A 17233-nucleotide genomic window follows, 5' to 3' on the forward strand; every position below is an offset into this window, starting at 1 on the left:
GGTTCCTGCCCCACGTTTGTTCTTGCAAACCGATTGCAATAACGTACGACGAGTGTCCGCCCATCACATCACCCCGCACCCGCCGCCGGTGGCACCGCCCGGGGGCAAGGCGGGCGACCGGCGGGCGCTCGCAGGTCTGGTAGCCGCCGTCCTCGGCCTCAACGTCGTGGGCTGGGGCGTGCTGTTCCTCGTCGTGGCCCCCCAGGACCTGAGCCTCGGCGACTCCCGCGTGTTCGGCGTCGGGGTCGGCGTCACCGCGTTCCTCCTCGGCGCCCGGCACGCCTTCGACGCCGACCACATCGCGATCATCGACAACACGACCCGCAAGCTGGTCGGCGAGGGCACCCGCTCGCACGGCACCGGGTTCTGGTTCGCGCTCGGCCACTCCAGCGTCGTCTTCGGCCTGTCGGTGCTGCTCGCGCTCGGCGTCCGCGCGGTCGCCGACCCCGTGCAGGACGAGAGCTCCACGCTCCAGCACTCGCTCGGGATGATCGGCACCCTCGCTGCCGGCAGCTTCCTCATCATCGTCGGGCTGATGAACCTCAGCGCCCTGCTCGGCATCGTGCACGTCTACCGCCACCTCCAGGCCGGCACGTTCGACGAGGACCGGCTCCACCACCACCTGCACAACCGCGGCTTCCTCGCGCGCCTCTTCAAGGGCGCGATCTCCCGCGCCACCAGGCCCATCCACCTCTACCCGGTGGGCCTGCTCATGGGGCTGGGGTTCGACACCGCCACGCAGATCGCGCTCCTCGTGCTCGCGGGCGGGGCGGCGGCGTACGCCCTGCCCTGGTACGCCGTCCTCGTGCTCCCCGTGCTCTTCACCGCGGGGATGACCCTCTTCGACACGATCGACGGGCTGTTCATGACACGCGCCTACCGCTGGGCGGTGCTCGATCCCGCCCGCAAGCTCTTCTACAACCTGACGGTGACGGCGCTGTCCGTCGCGATCGCGCTGTCGATCGGCGTCATCGTGCTGCTGCAGCTGATCGCCGACGAACTCGACCCGGCGCCGCTGCGCTGGGCGACCTCGCTCGACCTCAACTACGTCGGCTTCGCGCTGGTCGCGCTCTTCGCCGTCGTCTGGGCGGCGAGCGTGGGCGCGTTCCGACTGGTGGGCAGGCGCCGGGCGAGCATTGATAGCCTGCGCGGGTGAGCAACCCCTCTGACATCGAGCGCGAGATCGAAGAGGCCCGTGAGCGCCTCGCCGGCACGATCGACCAGCTGCTCTACCGCTCCAGCCCGAAGACGATCATCAGTCGCGAGGTCGCCCAGGTGAAGGCGCACTACGTCGACGCCGGGACGGGCCAGCCGCGCACCGACAACATCGTGAAGACGGCCGGCGCCGTCGTCGGCGTCATCGCGCTCTTCGTGGTCATCCGCAAGATCGTCCGATGAGCCCCCAGTGACTCCTGGGGCCGACAAGACCCCGATCAAGATGCTCCACGACCGCATCCTGTGCGAGTCGGAGACCGAGGCGGGGGAGCGTCGATCCTCGGGAGGCATCGTGATCCCGGCGACCGCGGCGATGGGCGCGCGGCGGCTCTCGTGGTCGCGGGTCGTCGCCGTGGGCCCGCACGCGCGCTCCGTCGAGGTGGGCGACAAGGTGCTCTACGACCCGGAGGAGAAGGCCGAGGTCGAGGTCTCGGGCGAGGTGTACGTCGTCATGCGCGAGCGCGACGTCCACGCTGTCGCCGCGGGCAGGCTCGGTGACGAGGCCGCCGGGCTCTACCTCTAGCGCCCTGTTTCAGGTCGGTTGACCTCTTCGGCGTAACGCAGGTCACACCCGCCGAGTTAGAGGGCCATGAGACGTGCTCCCGTCCTGGCTGTCGCCGCGCTCCTGCTCGCCCCCCTCGTGGCGGCGACGTCCCCTGCCGATGCCGGCCCGGTGCGCGCCGCGGCCGACCCGTCGCCGTACCACGCGACGATCCAGATCACCGACCACGGCATCCCGCACATCACGGCCGACGACTGGGGGTCGCTCGGCTACGGCAGCGGGTACGCCGTGGCCGACTCCTCGATCTGCAACCTGGCCGACACGCTGCTGACGGCCCGCGGCGAGCGCTCGAAGTACCTCGGCCCCAACGGCCGGTACGCCGACATGGTGACCCCGGCTGCCACCAACCTCGAGGTCGACGCCTTCGTCACCGACCTGCACAACCGGCACGTGGTCGAGGACCTGCTCGCCTCCCCGGCCGGGCCGTCGGAGCGCGCCAAGCAGATGGTCGACGGCTACGTCGCCGGCATCAACCGGTGGATCGAGGACAACGCCGTCACCGACCCGGCGTGCGCCGGCGCGCCGTGGATCACGCCGACCGCGACGTCGCTCGACCTCTGGTACGGCGTCTACATGGCCAACCTCATCGCCTCCTCCGGCCAGTTCATCAGCGCCATCGTCGGGGCCGACCCGGCCACCCTCGACGACCCCGGGCTCCCGGTCGACCTTCCGAACCTGCCGACCAACAACACCCAGGCCCGCTCCTTCGCGACGAAGGTGAACCGCGACAAGCTCCTTCGCGCGCTCGGCCACGACAGCGCTTTCGGCTCCAACGCCACCGCCATCGGCGGCGACGACAGCTCGACCGGCCGCGGACTCCTCCTCGGCAACCCGCACTTCCCGTGGGCGGGCCGCTACCGGTTCACCCAGCAGCAGCTGACCATCCCCGGGCAGTACGACGTCGCCGGCGCCTCGCTCATCGGCTCGCCGGTCGTCAACATCGGCTGGAACAAGGACGTCGCCTGGAGCCACACGGTGTCGACGGCGTACCGCTTCACGCCGTACGAGTACTTCACGCCCGGCCCCGGCACGACCTACCTGTCGGCCAACGGGGTGCGCAAGCAGGCCGAGCACCGGTTCGTCGACGTCCAGGCTCGGCAGCCGGACGGCTCGATCGCGACGGTCCACGAGGACCTCTACCGCACCCCGCAGGGCTACGTGATCGACGCGCCGTCGATGTTCATGGGCTGGACCGCGGCCAGCTTCTGGGCGATCCGCGACGCCAACGCCGAGCACCTCCGCACGATCGACACCTTCCTCAATATGGGCGAGGCCACCGACGTGCGCGACCTCCTGCGTCGCCAGGACGCCGGCGGCGGGATGCCGTGGGTGAACACGACCGCGGCCGACAGCAGCGGCAACGCCCTCTACGCCGACCACAGCGTGGTGCCCAACGTCACCAACGCCCTGGCGACCAGGTGCATGACGCCGGTGGGTCTGGTGCTCAAGCTGGTCGCGGGGCTGCCCGGCCTCAACGGCGCGCTCGCGGACGGTGCGTGCAAGTGGGGCACCGACCCCGACGCGCAGCGCCCCGGGATCTTCGGTGACCAGCACCTGCCCGACGTGGTCACCCGCACCTGGGTGATGAACGCCAACGACTCCTTCTGGACGCCCAACAACAAGATCCGGCTCGAGGGTTACCCCGACATCATCGGTTGCGAGAAGTGCGTGCGCACGATGCGCACCCGCATGGTCCAGCAGTACGTCGTCGACCGGCTCAAGCAGGGCAAGGAGACCCCCGCGACGCTGCGCGGTCACGAGTACGAGAACCGGGTCCGGGCCGGCGAGATCATGCGCGCCGGAGGGAAGCTCGACCAGGTCTGCGCCCAGACGGGGGAGACGCAGGCGTGTGCCGTGCTGAAGGCCTGGGACGGCCACTCCGACGCCTCCTCGGTCGGCTACCAGATCTTCGAGGCGTTCGTGACCCGCGCGCCGACCGGCACCGGTCTGTGGTCGGTGCCCTTCCAGCCGCGCGACCCGCTCAACACGCCGCGGACCATGAAGACCGGGCCCAAGGTGGTGGCCGCGATGAAGGCCGCGATCAACGCCGTGCGCAACGCGGGCGTGGCGTTCGACGCGACCTGGGGCTCCCTCCAGGTCGCGGGCGACCGGGGCGCGCCGGCCTACCCGCTGGGCGGCGGCGACGGCGACCTGGCGGGCAACGCCAACGCGCTCGCGTCGCGCCTCGCCTCGACCAACACCGACCGCTACAAGCCGGTCACCTACGGCTCCTCGCACATCCAGGCGATCTCCTTCCTCGCCGACGGCAGCGTGCTGCCGCGCACGATCCTGACCTACAGCCAGTACGAGGACCCGACCTCGCCGTGGTCGTCGGACCAGACGCAGCTGTACTCCCAGGAGCAGTGGGTGGACTTCCCGTGGACGCCGACCCAGGTCCAGCAGCAGCTGGTGCGCACGATCGACCTCCAGGGGAGCTGATCCCGACGCCCCGGTGGAAACGCGCCGCATCCTGACCGCCGACCCGCAACAATGGGACGGCAAGCAGGCGTCGACCACCGGGGGAGGGCATCGTGGCCGCGGGACCGGGGCGCGACCAGCGCGGGCCGATGGAGCGACTCGTCCGGATCGCGGCGACCCTGCGCGAGCGCGGGGCCGTCGGCGAGACCGGTGAGCGGCTGGCCGAGATCGCGGGCTTCGTCGGCGCGAGCCCGATGGACCAGCTCAAGCGCGACATCCGCTCCCTGACCGACCAGGGCTGGCAGATCGACAACATCGCCGGCCCGGGCGAACCGGCCCGCTACCGCATGCGCACGGTCGACAACCGGCTCCGCGTCCGGCTCACGCCGCCCCAGCAGCGCGCCCTGCAGCGCGCGGTCCTGCTGGCCGACCGCGACGACCTGGTCGAGCGGCTCGGCCTCGGTGAGCGGGGTCCCGGCGAGCGCGATGCGCGCACCAGTACCGGCGTCGTGGCCGGCGTTCCCACCGCCGGTCACGACGCCCTCCTCGCCACCGTGCTCCGCGCCGTGCGGCTGGGGAGCGTGCTGCGGTTCTCCTACAAGGGCAGGCCGCGGGTGGTGCACCCGGAGTCCGTCCGCTCGCAGAACGGCACCTGGTACCTCCGTGGCCAGGAGGATCCCGCCGGCGACGACGCCCCCGTGAAGTCGTTCGTGGTCGCGCGGATGAGCGAGGTCGCCGCCGACGCGCCGCGGTCCGCCCGCCCGGTCCGCGCCGCCCGGCACCGCGAGCTGCACCCGATGAGCTGGGAGATCGACCCGCCCGTCGAGGTCACCCTCCACACCGCGCCCGAGCACCACCCCGACGTGGTCCGCTGGCTCGGCGAGCCCGCTGCCGTGGAGACCGACGGCGACGACGTGGTGCTGCGCTACGTGGTGACCCACCGCGCCGCGCTCCGCGCGCGGCTCTACGAGCTCGGCCGGCGGGTGGTGCTCGACGGGCCCGACGACGTACGCCGTGAGCTCGTCGACGAGCTGCGCGCACTGTCGGGAGGCGCCTGACCATGCCGACCCCCCGCTACGCCACCCGGTTCGCCCGGCTGCCCGCTGTCTTCGAGGTGCTGCTCGCCCATCCCGACGGGGTGCCGCTGGCGACGCTGGCCGAGGAGGTCGGCGTGCCGGCCGAGGAGCTCCGCGACGACCTGCTCGCCTTCTACACCGCCGACCCGCTCGAGGCCGACCGGATGCTGGGCCTGTGGCGGCCGCCGGTGCTGGAGTTCCTCGGGCCCGAGGGCGACAGCGACGTCGACCCGCTCGAGGCCGAGGTCGTGCGGGCGGTCAACGACCGGCCCACCGAGGAGCTGGGGGTGGAGTACGTCGACGCCTCCGAGCTCGCCCTCGTGCACACCGCCGCGGTCGCCCTCCACGACGTCGAGCCCGACCCGGACCTCGCGGCCGCCATCGAGGTGCTCACCGAGACGATGGTCGGCGCCGCCAGCGGCCGCCCCGAACGCCCTGCCTGGCACGAGCCGCTCCGCGCGCTCCAGGAGGCCACCCGGCAGCGCCGCGCCGTCCGGATCGTCTACTCGCGGACCTGGCAGCACGGCGTCTCGACCCGCGTCGTCCACCCCTACCGGCTGGTCCAGACCCGGCGCGGCTGGGAGGTCGACGCCGGCCCGCCCGACTCGTCAGGTCGGCTCCGTACCTTCCTGCTCCCCGGCATCCGTGAGGCGGAGGTCCTCGAGCAGGACTTCGGGCTCCCCGACGACCTGCCGGCCATGCTCGACGCCCAGCGCGCCACGACCCGGGTCCGCGCGGTGCTGCCGCACGCCTCGCGCTGGGCCGCGGACACCTACGCCGAGACGGTCACGGTCCTCAGCGCCGACGAGGACGACGTCGAGGTCGAGCTCGAGCTGCTGCCGCCGCTCGCCGACCGGGTCGGGATGCTCCTCCTCGCCGCCGGCACAGGCGCGTTCGTGACCGACCCTCCCGACCTCGCGAGCGCGGGCGCCGTACTGGCCGAGGAGCTGTTGGTGCACCACACCCGCTGACACCGGCGGGCTATCGTGGCCGGCATGGCAGCCCCTCCGTCGAGCCGCATCACCACCGACTCCGCGACCGTCGTGCGGGCGTTCTTCGCGGCGATGGAGGACCGGGCGTTCCGGCAGGCGATGGAGCTGACCGACCCGCGGATCGTGTGGCGCAACACCTCGCTCCCCACGGTGCGCGGCAAGCTCGTCGGGCGGCTCGTCAAGGGGATGGACCGCTCGTGGATGGGTTTCCGGGCCGACATCCACCACGTGGCCGCGGACGGCGACGTCGTGCTCACCGAGCGCACCGACTACCTGAGGATCGGTCCGATCGAGATCGACTTCTGGGTGTGCGGGACGTTCGAGCTGGTCGACGGCAGGATCGTGCTCTGGCACGACCACTTCAGCTGGGGCAACGTGCTGATGGGCACGCTGCGGGGACTCACCCGGCCTCGCCGAGGGCCTTCTCCTCGCTGAGCCTGGCCCGGTCGGCTGCCCGGAGCCCCTCCTGGGCGGCCGTCGGGGCGTCGTTGACGGACGTGCGGCGGTCGGCGCTCCACGTGCCGCGCACGTTGTTGCGGCGCAGCGACTCCGCGAAGAAGTCGTGGACGTCGAGCTCCTTCTGCCGCAGGGCGAGGGCGGTCTCGCCGGACGCCTCGGGACCGTCGTCAGGACCGACGGCGGCCGCCAGCGTCGCGGCGCGCGCCTCGTCGAGACGCTCGCCGATGCGCCAGGCGTAGGCCTCGTAGAACGCCAGCCGGGCGGTGATCGTCGCGACCGGTCGCACCGTCCAGCGGCGCCGCGAGGGATCCCACTTCTCCTGCTCGTCGCGCACGCCGGAGCGCAGGTGGCGCTCGCAGTCGGCGACCATCTGGACCAGCAGCGACTCGTAGATGGCCTTGGTGACGGCGATGTCGGAGGGGAACCCGTGCAGGGTCAGGGCCGTCGAGTCGTGGCTGATCGTGCAGCGCACGTCGTTGGCGTGGGCGATGTTGAGCAGCAGCCGCACGTAGCGCGCCAGGCCCCGCTTGCCGCGCTCGCCGATCCGGTAGTTCTCCGCGACCGGCTGCTCGCGCCCCTCCTCCTTCGCGGTGTGGGCCCGGGCGATGGCCAGCGCGACCGAGTGGCGGGTCGCCAGCGCCTGCGCCTTCGAGAGGAACGCCGCCCGCTCGTGCTCGTTGCTCGCGCGCTCGGCCTGGCGCAACAGCTTGGCGAGCTTGGCCAGGGTGCCGTCATCGACGCTGTGGGAAACTTGCTCGAGCCCCTCGGCCGCGTAGGCCAGCTGCAGCAGCTGGGCTGTCACCGGGAGCCCGACGTCCTCGAGCAGCCGCAGGAAGGTCGCCCGCCACTCCGGGTTGTGCAGCCTCTCGCCGGACAGGTGGTGGGTCAGCTCGTGGAGCACCACGCTCGCCCGCAGGGCCCAGCGGCCCCCGACCTCGAAGGGCGGCAGGGCGATCGTGCGCGTCTCCGGCTCGTAGACGGCCATCCGCGCGCCGGCCCGGGGACGCACCGCGACCTCCTCGAGCTCACGCCCGGCGTAGTCCTTGCCGGCGGCGCGGAGCCGGTCGAGCGCGGCGTCGACGTAGGCCCTGGCCTCCTCCGGTGTCGTGAAGCGTGCGTCCGGGGCCGGCTCGTAGGTCTGGCCGTCGACGGTCACGACGGGCCGCTCCGGCGTGACGGCGTCGAGCCACGTCGCGAGCCGGTCCTCCGCGGCGTAGACCGCACGCTGGTCGCTGTCCCTGGTCATGACGGAGAGTCTGCCTGCCGGCCCCGACAAAACCGGTGCGGGCCGCGCGCGCCCTGTGGAGAACGGCCGTGGTGTCCCGGGACGGTCCTGGTCGCGATGGCGGCGCGGGGTGGTCCCTTCGGGCTACGGCCCCGGCTCGTCCGATCCGTCTGTCCCCGGGAGGGCGTGCGCCGCGGCGGATCGCCGCTATCTTCGACGCACACGGCTTGGGAGGGCTCGACGGTGGTGACTTGGGGAGAGGTCTACCTCACGCGGTTGCGCGGGTGCGCGGCGCTGGTGGACCAGGAGCTCGGCGAGATCGGCGACCGCGACCGGTCGGTGCGGCTCGTCGACAGCGACGCCCGGACCGTCGAGGAGGGCTTCGACCGGGGTGTGCTGGAGCTCGACGACGACGGCCGCGTCCGCACGCTCGACCGCCGGCAGCGGCCCGTGTCGCTCCTGACCGACGACCCTCTGCAGCCCTGCTGGCAGACGCTGGCGCAGCTGGCGGCGTACGTCGAGCTCCTGCGGCTCGGCTACCCCGGCCCGGCCGTCCGCTTCGCGACGGGCGAGGACGAGCTCGCGCTCGACCTGGCCGCCGTGAACGAGAACGGCCAGGTGCTCGTGCTCGGCATCGCCCGTGCCGAGGCGCTCCTGCTGTCGCGGGTGGAGGCGCTGGTGCCGACCTTCGAGGGCGACGGGCCCCGTCCGGTCCGCAGCGCGCTCGGCTGCGACGCCCACCGCGTCGCGACGCAGCTGTGGGCCACCGGGGCGCCGTACCTCTGGCTGACCGCACCCGGCGCGCGTCGCGCCTACCGGGTGATCTACGGCGCCACGATCTGCCTCGCGCCGGTCAAGGAGCTCCCGACGGCCCTCGAGCTGTGGCCCTACGGGTTCGTGGGTGCCTCGCCGCGGATCCTCGACGCGGCCACCGCCTCCTGCGGCTGAGCCGGGACCGCCGACAACGTCCGCCGGAAAAAAATTAAGACGCCCGCAGGCGTCTCGGGTCACCTGCGGGCGTTGGCAGAAGTATGCACGCCCGCTGCTCGCTTGTCGCGAAGAAGTGACCTGTTCGGTCGAGATTTTGCCTGATCCGAGCGCGAAATGCGCTTGAGCCCCTCCGGGGAGGGGCTCAAGCGGTGGTACACCCCCTCGGACTCGAACCGAGAACCCGCTGATCAAGAGTTCCGTCAGGGGTGTGTCAGCCCGTCCGGATGGGTGCTGGGCAGTTCCGATTCACGCTCAATCGAGACCGTTCCGTCCAGTCCCATCCGTGCAGTCCTCGCGGGTCCGTACACATTCCGTGCACAGTTCGGACCCGTGATCGATCACCGATGGTCGCAGTGCGGAGTCAGAAACCAGCGCCGCCTGCTCAGTGACCTGCCCTCCCCATCCTCCTCAGTGTGTCGATAGGGATCCTGCTTGAGCTTCTCGGCAAGAGCCGTTGCGAATCTGAGCCGGTTTGCGCGTAGTCCTCGAAGTCGTCTTCGTAACTACGTCGAGCTCGAAGACGCCCGTCACAGTCTCGGACTTCAGCTCTCGCACGGCAGTCATCCACGCGACCCGCTCGACCTCTGGCCTGGATTCTCGGCCGGACACTCACCTGGGCGTCCCGTTTCGGTCGAGACGCTCCGGGAGCGTCCGTAGCTGGCTCAGCGGGTGACGATTCCGAGCCTCAGTACGCTGCGGCGTCGCGCTGGACGGGCTGGACGAGGCGACTTCCGGCAACCAGAGAGGGCAGCGTAGCCGCCTTGCCGACGGCCTTATCGAGCTTTGCGCCGCCGGCGAGAGACGGGTTTCCGGCGCGAGGTCGGCTGACAGCGGCGGTCAGCGCCACCGGTCTCCGGGTGCGCGGACGTACTCGCCCCACACGTACCGCCATGGGACCACCGCAACGATGACAACCACGAACGCGCAGTTGACGGCCACGGTGGAGGTTGGCTGGTCGAGCTCACCTTTGACCGCGATGGGGAGAGCGACCAGCGTGAGCCACAAGACCTTCCAGGTCACCTCGAACACCAGCACCGGCAAGAACTTGGTGGGGTACCGCAGGCCGAGGAACGCGAGTAGAGACATAGCGACCAGCAGGCACACGGTCACGCTTTCGTACAGCGGGAGTGTGTGTGCGTCGGGTAGCAGCGGCCACTTCACCGCTACCAGCCCGGCGCCCATGAACAGGTAGCCGGCCCGCATCACGTTGAGGCGTCCGATTGAGAGGCTGGCACTCGTGAGCTTGGCGGGTTCGGTGAGGGTGGTGGGTTCCATGGTGGACATCGGTTCTCCTTGTCCGAGTCGGTTTCAGGTGGGGGACGTCGGGGACACGCCGCGGGCTCAGGGGTGCGTGAGCGCGGTCCATTCGTCGGCGAGGAGGGCGTAGGCGACCGTGTCGAGCCATCGCCCGGACCGGTGGAGAGACTCGGCGATCGCGTGAGTCTCCCGGCGCATCCCGATGCGCTCCATCAGCCGCCAGGAAGAGTCGTTGTCGAGGAAACAGTTCGCGACGACCCGCCGTAGGCCAAGGTCCTCGAAGCAGAACCTCAGGAGCTCCCGGACGGCTTCGGTGGCGTACCCGTGGCCGGTGTACGTCGGGTCGAGGACCCAGCCGAGCTCGGCCTGGGTGCCGCGGGCCTGGTCAGCGACGTCGAGCTGTGCCCACGCGTCTTCGCGACGAAGCATGAAGTCGCCGATGACCGATGCGTCGCGTCCGTGACCGAGCTGGATGACCACCGTGCTCGCGAGCCGGGCCGGGTCGGCGAACAGCGCCCGGTATCCGTTCGTGCCTTCGAGGTCGCCGGGGGTGCCGGCCAGCCAGTTGTTGACCTCATCTAGTTGCCGGAACTTCCAGGTCGCGTCGGCGTCCTCGGCGGTCGCCGCTCGCAGGATAAGTCGGTCGGTGCGCAGCGCCTGTCGGAGGACCCGATCCGCGGCCGGTCTGCCCGTCGAGCTGGCGGTTGGACTGGCGGTGGTGCTCATGAGGTCACTCCTGCGTTTCGGGTCGGATGGGACTGGGCGGTGTCGGCGCGGCCACAGGTGGGGCGACGGATGACCCATTCGGCGACGGCGAGGTTGATGGCCCAGGCGGCTCCCTTGGCGATGTCGCCCGCGACGACCCCGGCACCGAAGATTGCGCTCCCGGCGGCTTCGGTGAACACCTGGGTGCCGGCGCCCAGGCTCAGCGCGTACGCCCGGATCATCCAGGCCCGGTGCGCGGCGATGTCGCGACGCCGGACCGCGGCGACGCCGAGGACCAGGCTCGTCGCGGTCGCGGCGACGACGACGAGACGGAACGCGAAGAGCAGGGCGCCGGTGCCGGGCTGGGGTGGGTAGAACAGGGTCAGCCAGAGCGCTGATCCGACCACAAGCATCCCGACGACTGCGAGCGCGCGCCCTATCCGTCGATGCCAGGTCAGGTGCTGGCGACGGAAGACGGGAGCGAACTGGAACGCGCCGACCAGCGCGTAGACCGCGGCACCGACGATGTGGACGACAAGGGCGATGGGCACGCCGTTGAACCGGTCGTCGGCGGGGATGGTGTCAGGGCCACCAGCCAGTTGGACCAGTCGGAGCGCACCGGCGGTTAGCGGAATGGCGCTCAGCAGGAGCAGCGGGAGTGGGATGAGCGCCGCCCCCGGGCCGGTGGCTGCGGTGGGTGCGGTCATTGCGGGGGCGCTGGGGTTCACTGGTCGCCCTCCTCGGCGGGCTGGACCGAGATGATTGGCGCGTTCAGGTCTCGCAGCCGGGCCAGGATCCCGTGGAGTGCCGCTTGGTCGACGATGTGGCCGCGCAGTACGGTGACGCCGTCGGGTGCCGGCTCGATAGTCATGCCGTCAAACCACGCCGCCCAGCGTTCGTCGAGACGCCCCTGGAGACGGATCTCGTACCAGCCCGGTTCGTGTGCGGTGTTCACGGCTCCTGCTCCTAGCGCTCGTGCCCGGTCGCCGCGGTGCTGCGCGGCGTTGTGCGAATGTCGGCACGCTAGGAGCGAGAGTGGTGACGCGGCGTCACATCACCTGGTGACCAGGGTGGTGATCTTCGACGCGGCCATCGACTCGACGCTGGTTCACCGCGCGGAGCGGCTGAGGAGCCCGAGTTGGTGCGCGCGACTGACGGCTGCACGACGGCTGTTGACCTCGAGCTTTGTATAGATGTGCTTGGTGTGCGTCCGAACGGTGTTCAGCGACACGACGAGCTCGCGCGCGATGGCGGGGCCGTCGAGATCGGAGGCGAGGAGGCGCAGCACGTCGAGTTCGCGGTCGCTGAGGGGATCGAGCAGCTTTTCCCGCGCCGTCGGGGCCGATGCCCGTGCCGCGAGAGCAGCAGTTGCGGGTTCGTTCGCGCATCGCGCGATGATGTCGCGCACGAACGGCGATGGTGGCCGACGGTCCGCGAACTGCTGGAGGAGCTGCGCCACCCCCGGGCCCGAGTCGAGAAGGTACCGGCGCCAGTGCTGCGGCTCCGCGAGCTCGACGGCTCCGTCCAGCGCCTTCATGGCGTCCTCGACGTGACCTGACGCTTGGAGGGCGACCGCTCGGAGAACCTCGATCTCGAGGACGGTCCCCGCACGCGAGGCCGCCTCCGCGGCATCGAGGAGTCGGTTCAGCAGTGCGCTGGCGTCCCGGAGCGCCGCCTCGTCCCCGGTGGCACGGTGCTGGGCGAGGAGGATGCGCGCGAGAGTGAGGTGCTCGTACTCACGCAGGTAGCCCAACTCGTCACTGGCGGAGAGCCCGCGTTCGCGCGCCCAGGTGACGGCCGCGTCTAAGTGGCCGGAGGCTGCGAGCAGCCGGGCACGGGTCGCATGGAGCGGGTGGACCGGCGGGGAGAAGTCGCCGACGTAGACCCGAACCGCGTCATCGACGAGCCCGAGCGCTCCATCCCAGTCCCGCTCGGCGGCGCGAACCCTGGCCATCGCGACCCGCCATCGGTACGGGTTCTGCGGAAGCCCGGCACCCTCGCCCAGGTCATCGGCGCGGCGGAGCAGGTCGGTGGCGGTGACGATGTCGTCGCGGTGCCAGGCGATGCGACTGAGAGCGACCAGCATGTCGGCGGTGCCGCGCAAGACCCCACCGCCGTCAGGTGGGTTGTGTTCGGCCAGGGCGAGCGCGCTGCGCAACGTCGCCTCCGCGTCCCCGAGGCTACCGAGGGTGAGCTCCATATCGGCGATGGTGAGCGAGCAGCCTAGAACGTCGGCGACGTGCCCGACGCGGGCAAGGCCGGCTGCGGCAGTCACGTAGGAGGCGTGCGCCGAGACGACGTCGCCCGTCGTCCAGGACGCGAGACCCGAGATTGCCGCAGCGGAAGGCGGGGTCAGGTCGTCGTCGGCGGGTGCGGCGTCGATGGCGCGTGCGGCTTGCGCGATCGCGGTCCCGGTGTCACCGTCGACCAGAGCCAGGGCGGCGCGGTACATCTCGATGGCGGCGGGTGCCCGAGCGAACTCGGCCCCGTCGATGACCACGAGCTCAGACTCGGACCGGGTGAGTGTCGCCTCTACGTCACGGAGGCGGTCCTCCACTCCTTCGAAGTCGTTGCTGGCCATCAGGCCGCCGATGAGTCCCATCGCGAGCGCAGGGCGGTTCGCGACCACGGCATCGGGGAGATCGTCGACCCATTGGCGGATGACAGCTTCTCGGCGCATGCGGCGCAGGTCCGGAATCGCCTGCTCGACCAGGTCCGCGGCCGCGGCCGCGTCGCCCGCGAGCAGGGCGTGCCGCACAGCCTCCTCGATGTCACCGTTCGCAGCGTGCCATCGGCTCGCGCGGCCGTGCAGCTCGGCGATGTCACCTGGGCGTTCTTGGAGCAGGTGGGCGCGGAGCACGTCGCCGAACAGGTGGTGGTAGCGGTACCAGTGACGGCGGTCGTCCAATGCCACCAGAAACAGGTTCTGCCGTTCGAGCACGTCGAGCATCGACCGGCCATCGCCCGGAGCGCCGCAGGCCAGGGCCTCGCACAATGAGGCGGTGAGACGCTCGAGGATGGAGGTGTCGAGCATGAACCGGCGCACTTCAGCGGGCTGCCGGTCGAGGACCTCATCGACGAGGTAGTCCACGACGAACCGGTCGTCGCCCGCGAACCGGTCGACGAACCCCTCAGGATCGGCGCGGTCACGCAGGGAGAGCGCGGCAAGCTGAAGCGCAGCGACCCACCCCTCGGTGCGGGTCTCCAGAGCCGCGACCGCTTCGGTAGGGAGGTCGAGCGCGTTGACCTCGTTGAGGTAGGCGGTGACCTCGGCGGCGTCGAACCGCAGGTCGGCGGCGCGGATCTCGACCAGCTCGCCACGAACGCGGAGCCGTGACAACGGCAGACCCGGGTCGGCCCGAGTGCTGATGACCAGGTGCAGTTGTGGGGGCAGATGGTCGACCAGGAACGTCATCCCTTCGGCGACCTCAGGGCCGTCGGCGAGGTGGTAGTCGTCCAGCACCAAGACCAGCTCCCCGTCGTGGACGCTGAGCTCATTCACGACTCCCGCGAGGACCTCCTCGACGGGGACCTGGCGAGAACCGAACAAGGTCAGTGCCGCCGCGGCCGAGCCCGGCACCGCACGGTCGAGTGCGGCAAGGACATAGGACCAGAACGAGGCCGAGCGATGATCGCGCGTATCCAGCGACACCCACGCGACTGGAAGGTCGATGGACGTCAGTGAGGCGGCGAGCAGGGTCGTCTTTCCGAACCCTGCCGGCGCGGAAACCACAGTGACCGGCACGACGAGCGCTCGGGACATCAACGTGTCCAGTCGCGGTCGACTCACTGCGTTTGGACGCGGCCGCGGCCACAGCAGTTTTGTCTCGACGAGCGCGTCGACCATCGCGCCACCTCTCCCCGTCGATGTCGGGGCCGGGCTGTCTTGTCGGCCCGCCCTCTCGTCGTCGCGACCGCCCGGTCAGTGCGCGGAATCCGTCCTGGGGTCCATCATGTCGCGTTCCTCGATGACGTGCATGCGTTCTCCGGGACGGCCGAAGATGCTCAGCACCTCGGCAGGCTCCTTTCCGGTGCTGCCGAACCAGTGCGGAACCTGGGTGTCGAACTCGGCCGCTTCGCCAACGCCGAGGACGAGATCTTGGGTGCCGAGAACAAGCCGCATCCGTCCCGACAGGACGTACAGCCACTCGAACCCGTCGTGGGTCCGGGGTTGCGGGTCGGACTGATTGCGGGGGATGACGATCTTCCACGCCTGGATGCCGCCGGGGCGCGTCAGCGGCAACACGGTGCGGCCGTTCACGCGCCGCGGCTTCAGGCGGATGCGGGGGTCACCGACTTCGGGGGCGCCCACGAGGTCGTCGAGGGGTACTCGGTAGGTCTGCGCGAGCGGGAGGAGCAGCTCGAGGCTCGGTTTGCGCTGACCGGTCTCGAGCCGCGAGAGCGTGCTCTTCGAAATGCCTGTCTCCAGTGCGGCCTCGGTCAGGGTCAAACCGCGCTGCTCACGTACGCGGCGCAGCCGCGGCCCGACCATCTCCAGCGCTGACACCAAGTCGGTGGCATCGGTCGGCTTGTCTGTCATGGACCCATTGCACCGCATCGGCGGCGTTTCTAGCACCGTCGATTCCCAGAAACAGCAACAACGGTTGTCGCGTCGGCCGACCGCGGCCACTCTCGACCCATGAACGACAACGAGAACTCCGGCCCGAGCGTCGGCAGTACCGAGGACACCGGCCGCGTGCAAACCGCCGCGGCGGTCGGAGACCGCGCTGGCTACGACGTGGTCGTGGTCGGGGGCGGCGCGGCCGGCCTGTCCGCCGCGCTGGTGCTCGGACGCGCCCGTCGCCGGGTAGCGGTCGTCGATGCCGGCGCGCCGCGCAACGCGCCCGCCGCGCACATGCAAGGCTTCCTCGGTTCCGACGGCCTCCCGCCGTCCGAGCTCCTCGCCCGCGGTCGCGACGAGGTTGCCGGCTATGGCGTCGACCTCGTCGACGACACCGTCACCGGCATCACCCGATGCGAGACCCGGCCGCTGAGCCTTCGCCGCTTCCACGTCAGCCTGGCGAGCGGTCGCATCCTGGCCGCTCGCCGTGTGCTGGTCACTACCGGCCTTCGTGACGTCGCACCCGATGTCCCCGGTGTCGCCGACCGGTGGGGCCGCGACCTGCTGCACTGTCCGTACTGCCACGGGTACGAGGTCCGCGACCAGCTCCTCGGAGTCCTGGCCGGGGGCCCGACCCCCCTCGAGGAGTCCCTCGCCCACGCGTTCGTGGTCCGACAGTGGTCCGACGACGTCGTGTTCTTCTCCAACGGCCTCACCTTGACTGCGGCGCAGCGAGAGCGCCTCGTAGCCCGGGCCATCGGCATCGTCGATGCCCCGGTGGCTCGGCTCGTCGTCGAGGACGACGAGCTGACCGGGGTCGAGACCGCCGACGGGCACATCGTGCCCCGGTCCGCGGTGTTCGTCCGGCCGCAGTTCGTGGCCAACGACTCCCTCTTGACGGACCTCGGCTGCGCCAGCGGGCCGCACGGGTGGGTCACGGTCGACCCGACTGGCGCGACCAGCGTCGTCGGCGTGTGGGCGGCTGGTAATGCGGTCAACCCGCGAGCCCAGGTCATCACCGCCGCCGGCGAAGGGTCGGCCGCCGCCATCGCCATCAACAACGACCTCGTCGAGGAAGATCTCCCGATCGCCGTCACCAACTTCCGGCTCGGCCTTCCCGTCTAACCGGGCGCGACCCCGCACCCGTCCACCGGCGGCTCGCTCTCGCCCGTCGCCGGCTACCTCCGCACGCCTGAACCCACGAAGGAGCTACCCCATGTCCACCCAGCAGAATCCCTCGGCCCACACGACCGGCAACCCGGACCGTCCGGCCGCAAGAGGTCCGGTCGGGCCGCCGACCAAGCATCAACTCGCTCTCATGATCTGGATCGCGGTCTTCCCGACGCTCACCGTGATCAACCTGACCATCGGGCCCTACCTGAAGGACACGAACCCAGTACTGCGCACGTTCGTCCTCGCGACCCTCGCCGTCCCGATCGTCATCTACGGGCTGATGCCGCGGCTGCACCGCATCCGCGGACGCATCCTGTCCCGCCGCGCCGCCTGACGCCGCCCAAGTTCGTCGCGGACCGGCAGGACACCCGTCAGCCGGACCCGCGTCGACGGCACGACCACCGGCTCGAGGCCCGGCGCCCCCGGTTCCGCGCCTGGGAATTGAGGTCGGCTCATCCGCCTCACCAGCTGACCGCCTCAATCGAAGACGACGAATCACCATCCCGCTCACCACCTGTGGTGACGACCGCTCACCACACCGCTGCCTACGTTCCGGGCCATGAACTACCCCGACGACCACCACCAGAACCAGCGCGGCCA

17 protein-coding genes are annotated in these 17233 nt (G+C 70.8%); 10 read left to right on the forward strand and 7 right to left on the reverse strand.

Annotated features, from left to right (window positions below; all coding sequences use genetic code 11):
• Positions 1–52: 52 nt before the first annotated feature.
• The 7 genes from ACAX67_RS07200 to ACAX67_RS07230 all read left to right on the forward strand — a co-directional run bounded on the left by ACAX67_RS07200 (position 53) and on the right by ACAX67_RS07230 (position 6698).
• Positions 53–1156, forward strand: coding sequence for a HoxN/HupN/NixA family nickel/cobalt transporter (locus tag ACAX67_RS07200; RefSeq protein WP_370703130.1), 1104 nt, complete (start codon positions 53–55; stop codon positions 1154–1156).
• Positions 1153–1398: a DUF3618 domain-containing protein gene (locus ACAX67_RS07205; RefSeq protein WP_370703131.1), complete on the forward strand. Its 246-nt coding sequence runs from the start codon at positions 1153–1155 to the stop codon at positions 1396–1398. Before ACAX67_RS07200 ends, ACAX67_RS07205 begins: the two co-directional genes overlap by 4 nt.
• A 40-nt stretch (positions 1399–1438) precedes the next feature.
• Positions 1439–1738, forward strand: coding sequence for a GroES family chaperonin (locus ACAX67_RS07210; RefSeq protein WP_370703645.1), 300 nt, complete (start codon positions 1439–1441; stop codon positions 1736–1738).
• Between the two features lie 66 nt (positions 1739–1804).
• Positions 1805–4216 (forward strand): penicillin acylase family protein, encoded by a 2412-nt coding sequence (locus tag ACAX67_RS07215; RefSeq protein ID WP_370703132.1) that lies wholly within the window; start codon positions 1805–1807, stop codon positions 4214–4216.
• 92 nt (positions 4217–4308) lie between these two features.
• Complete coding sequence (locus tag ACAX67_RS07220; protein WP_370703133.1) at positions 4309–5253, forward strand: helix-turn-helix transcriptional regulator; 945 nt, start codon at positions 4309–4311, stop codon at positions 5251–5253.
• 2 nt (positions 5254–5255) lie between these two features.
• Positions 5256–6242: a WYL domain-containing protein gene (locus ACAX67_RS07225; protein WP_370703134.1), complete on the forward strand. Its 987-nt coding sequence runs from the start codon at positions 5256–5258 to the stop codon at positions 6240–6242.
• 24 nt (positions 6243–6266) lie between these two features.
• A complete protein-coding gene (locus ACAX67_RS07230; RefSeq protein WP_370703135.1) occupies positions 6267–6698 on the forward strand; it encodes a limonene-1,2-epoxide hydrolase family protein in 432 nt (143 codons plus the stop codon).
• Here the strand turns inward: ACAX67_RS07230 and ACAX67_RS07235 are convergent.
• Positions 6664–7968, reverse strand: a complete 1305-nt coding sequence (locus ACAX67_RS07235) for a TIGR04338 family metallohydrolase (RefSeq protein ID WP_370703136.1) — start codon at positions 7966–7968, stop codon at positions 6664–6666. The two genes, ACAX67_RS07230 and ACAX67_RS07235, sit on opposite strands and share 35 nt — an antisense overlap.
• 222 nt (positions 7969–8190) lie before the next feature.
• On the opposite strand from ACAX67_RS07235, the gene ACAX67_RS07240 reads away from it, so the two are divergent.
• On the forward strand, positions 8191–8895 hold the full coding sequence (locus ACAX67_RS07240; RefSeq protein WP_370703137.1) for a hypothetical protein: 705 nt from the start codon (positions 8191–8193) through the stop codon (positions 8893–8895).
• A gap of 879 nt (positions 8896–9774) precedes the next feature.
• Here ACAX67_RS07240 and ACAX67_RS07245 read toward each other — a convergent pair.
• The 6 genes from ACAX67_RS07245 to ACAX67_RS07270 form a co-directional block, all read right to left on the reverse strand.
• Positions 9775–10221, reverse strand: a complete 447-nt coding sequence (locus tag ACAX67_RS07245) for a hypothetical protein (RefSeq protein ID WP_370703138.1) — start codon at positions 10219–10221, stop codon at positions 9775–9777.
• A gap of 57 nt (positions 10222–10278) precedes the next feature.
• Positions 10279–10920 (reverse strand): GNAT family N-acetyltransferase, encoded by a 642-nt coding sequence (locus ACAX67_RS07250; protein ID WP_370703139.1) that lies wholly within the window; start codon positions 10918–10920, stop codon positions 10279–10281.
• Positions 10917–11606: a DUF2306 domain-containing protein gene (locus tag ACAX67_RS07255; RefSeq protein ID WP_370703140.1), complete on the reverse strand. Its 690-nt coding sequence runs from the start codon at positions 11604–11606 to the stop codon at positions 10917–10919. Before ACAX67_RS07255 ends, ACAX67_RS07250 begins: the two co-directional genes overlap by 4 nt.
• A 17-nt stretch (positions 11607–11623) precedes the next feature.
• Entirely contained in the window at positions 11624–11854 is a 231-nt protein-coding gene (locus tag ACAX67_RS07260; protein WP_370703141.1) for a DUF8691 family protein, read from the reverse strand.
• Positions 11855–12007: 153 nt separating this feature from the next.
• Entirely contained in the window at positions 12008–14746 is a 2739-nt protein-coding gene (locus ACAX67_RS07265) for a winged helix-turn-helix domain-containing protein (RefSeq protein WP_370703142.1), read from the reverse strand.
• Between the two features lie 75 nt (positions 14747–14821).
• On the reverse strand, positions 14822–15439 hold the full coding sequence (locus tag ACAX67_RS07270; protein WP_370703143.1) for a helix-turn-helix domain-containing protein: 618 nt from the start codon (positions 15437–15439) through the stop codon (positions 14822–14824).
• 99 nt (positions 15440–15538) lie between these two features.
• Between ACAX67_RS07270 and ACAX67_RS07275 the strand changes: the two genes are divergently transcribed.
• Together ACAX67_RS07275 and ACAX67_RS07280 are read left to right on the forward strand one after the other, a co-directional pair.
• On the forward strand, positions 15539–16585 hold the full coding sequence (locus tag ACAX67_RS07275) for an NAD(P)/FAD-dependent oxidoreductase (RefSeq protein WP_370703144.1): 1047 nt from the start codon (positions 15539–15541) through the stop codon (positions 16583–16585).
• 91 nt (positions 16586–16676) lie between these two features.
• A complete protein-coding gene (locus ACAX67_RS07280) occupies positions 16677–16967 on the forward strand; it encodes a putative antibiotic biosynthesis monooxygenase (RefSeq protein WP_370703145.1) in 291 nt (96 codons plus the stop codon).
• The last annotated feature ends 266 nt before the right edge of the window (positions 16968–17233 follow it).

This window comes from Nocardioides candidus (assembly GCF_041321175.1).
Taxonomy (GTDB): domain Bacteria; phylum Actinomycetota; class Actinomycetes; order Propionibacteriales; family Nocardioidaceae; genus Nocardioides.